Origin of the sequence: Kitasatospora sp. NPDC007106 (assembly GCF_040634455.1) — a bacterium.
Classification (GTDB): Bacteria; Actinomycetota; Actinomycetes; order Streptomycetales; family Streptomycetaceae; genus Kitasatospora; species Kitasatospora arboriphila.
Window position 1 is genome coordinate 1 of sequence record NZ_JBEYFP010000809.1, and the last position, 2,575, is coordinate 2,575.

The window sequence follows — 2,575 nt, forward strand, 5'->3', positions numbered from 1 at the left end:
CCGCGCTGCTGTTCTGCGTCGGCGTCTACGGCGTGCTCGCCCGGCGCAACGTCGTCCTGGTGCTGATGTCCGTCGAGCCGCCCGCTGCCGCGCCGCCCGTACCGGCACGGCCCCCACCACGGGCCGTCTCCTCGGCCTCGCCGGCCTCACGGTCGCCGCCACGGCCGCCGCCCTCGGCGGCCACCTCGCCCACCACCAGGAGCCCGCCGAGAGCCTCTGATCCCGTCAGAGCGTCCCGCCGGCCCGCGGGCGGGTGAGGCTCGTCGGCCCGTGCTCCGCACACCAGCCGCAGTCGCAGACCGTCAGGGCATTGGCCCGGCAGTGCGCCGTGGGCCAGTACACGGACGCGCACGGCCCCGGGTCCACCGGCGCATCGTCCGCGGGCAGCGTGCGCCGGCACCAGCCGCACCGGATCTCGGCCCCCGCCCCGGCCGCCCGGAGCCTCGCGGCCGCGGCGACCGCCCGCTCCAGGGCCGCCTCCGCCACCAGGCCCACCGGCGCGCCGTCCACCAGCTGCCTGCTCCGCCACGGGCTCGCCCCGGTCACCGCCCGCACCGCCTTCACCACCTCGATCCCGACCTCGATCCCGCGCTCCCCCACCCCGGTCAGGTGCACCGCGAAATCCGGATCCTCCACCGCAGCCCCTCCACAAGCCGTCCACCGGCCCCGAGTACATCCGGACTACACCCGACCGTGCCACCCGATTTCGGTCGCCCGAGGACACGGGGCGTCAGGGAGCCCGTCCGCCGACGGTAGCCTGGCGGATGCGGTGGGTGTCCGCCGCTCCGGCCCCACCGGACAGGAGACCAGCAGGTGAGCACGGCGCACGCGGGCCCCGGCGACTACAGCCGGGTGCCCAATCCGGAGCAGGCCCTGAAGTACGCGATCCAGCACATCGCAGGTGAGCGGGTCGAGATCATCGAGGGAGTCATCACCCCCGTGTCCCCCTCCTGGGCGCACGAGAGCGCCGTCGACCTGATCCGTGAGCAGATCGGCCCCCGGATGCGTGCGCTCGGCCTGCGCGCCGGTTCCGGCAACCTCGACCTGCCCGGCACAGAGAACTTCTACGTCCCCGACCTCGCCGTGGTGCCGGCCGCGTTGGCCAAGACCGAGGGTGCGCTGCTGCCGGACCAGACCGTGCTGGTCGTGGAGGTCACCTCCCCGTCCAACGGGGACACCGACCGGACCGCCAAGCGCCGCCGCTACGCCCAGTACGGTGCGCCGCTCTACCTGCTGGTCGACCGGCAGGAGCGGGTCTGCACGCTGTTCTCGCAGCCCGGGCGGCTCGGCTACACCCTCGTCGAGGGGCCCCGTCCGTTCGGGGTGCCGGTGCGGTTGCCGGCGCCGTTCGGCCTCGACCTCGACACCGCGGAGTTCTGACCGCGGCCGGGCCGAGCGGCGGCTGACAGTCGGGGCGGGCGGCGGCTGACAGTCGGGGCGGGCGGCGGTTGAATGGTGGTCGGGGCCCAGTGGGGGCCGGAGGCAGGCATGGACGCGGCCGCGGTACTGGCCGATGCCAGGCGCTCGCACGGCGGGCACGCCTGGCGGGACGCCTGTGCGCTGTACGCCGCCGCGGACGGCGGGGAGCCGGACGGGCTCGGGGTCGCGGATCTGGAGGACTGGGGCGAGGCGGCGCAGCTGCTCGGCCGGGGCGAGGAGGCGTCGGCCGTCCTGCAGCGGGCCTACCTGGCGCGCGAGGGGGCCGCGGACGTCCGTGGTGCGCTGCGCTGTGCGTTCTGGCTGGCGGAGGTGCTGGCGATGCGCGGCGAGTTCGCGCACGCGGGCGGCTGGCTGGCGCGGGCGGGGCGGTTCGCCGGGTCGGGTCCGCCGTGCGCCGAGCAGGGGTTCCTGCTGGTGCGGGAGGCGGAGCGGCAGCTGCAGGAGGGCGAGCACGAGGCCGCGTTCGGGACGGCGGGGCGGGTCCTGGAGCTGGCGGGGCGGTTCGGGGACCGGGATCTGGCGGTGCTGGCGGCCCAGTTCCAGGGTGCTGCACGGATCGCGCAGGAGCGGGTGGACGAGGGTCTGGCGCTGCTGGACGAGGCGATGGTGGCGGTGACCGCCGGGGAGACCGGCCCGCGGGTGACCGCCTGGGTGTACTGCCTGGTGATCGCGGCCTGCCAGGACCTGCAGGAGTTGCGCCGGGCCCGCGAGTGGACGCTCGCGCTGGACGCCTGGACGGACGCGCTGCCGCAGTTCGAGGGCGGGTACTCGGGGATCTGCCTGGTGCACCGCTCGGAGCTGCTGCGGCTGGTGGGCGACTGGGCGAACGCGGCCGTGCAGGCGCGGAGCGCCTGCGAGCGGCTGACCCGCGGCTTCGGGGAGTTCCTCGCGGGCGGCGCCTTCTACCAGCTCGGCGAGATCCACCGGCTGCGCGGGGAGTGGGCGCGGGCCGAGGAGGCGTACCGGCAGAGCGGGCGGTACGGCTGCGACGCCCAGCCGGGGCTGGCGCTGCTGCGGCTGGCCGGGGGCCGGCCGGAGGCGGCGGCGGGCGGTGTGCGGCGGGCCCTCGCGGAGGCGCCGGACCGGTTGGCCCGGGCCCGGCTGCTGCCCGCGCTGGTGGAGGTCGCGCTGGCGG

Annotated in this window: 2 protein-coding genes and 2 pseudogenes; 3 read left to right on the top strand and 1 reads right to left on the bottom strand. The window is 76.5% G+C overall.

What is annotated here, in order from left to right; genetic code table 11:
* Nucleotides 1-257: pseudogene (locus tag ABZ641_RS32650) on the top strand (hypothetical protein); the annotation flags it as partial.
* Here the strand turns inward: ABZ641_RS32650 and ABZ641_RS32655 are convergent.
* Nucleotides 226-636 carry a ribosomal protein L7/L12 gene (locus tag ABZ641_RS32655; protein ID WP_359987716.1) on the bottom strand — a complete coding sequence of 137 codons (411 nt, stop codon included), beginning with the start codon at nt 634-636 and terminating at the stop codon, nt 226-228. The pseudogene ABZ641_RS32650 and the gene ABZ641_RS32655 overlap by 32 nt on opposite strands.
* A 177-nt stretch (nt 637-813) precedes the next feature.
* Here ABZ641_RS32655 and ABZ641_RS32660 point away from each other — a divergent pair, with 177 nt between their 5' ends.
* Both ABZ641_RS32660 and ABZ641_RS32665 read left to right on the top strand, forming a co-directional pair.
* Complete coding sequence (locus tag ABZ641_RS32660; RefSeq protein ID WP_344627228.1) at nt 814-1,380, top strand: Uma2 family endonuclease; 567 nt, start codon at nt 814-816, stop codon at nt 1,378-1,380.
* Between the two features lie 108 nt (nt 1,381-1,488).
* Nucleotides 1,489-2,575: pseudogene (locus ABZ641_RS32665) on the top strand (hypothetical protein); the annotation flags it as partial.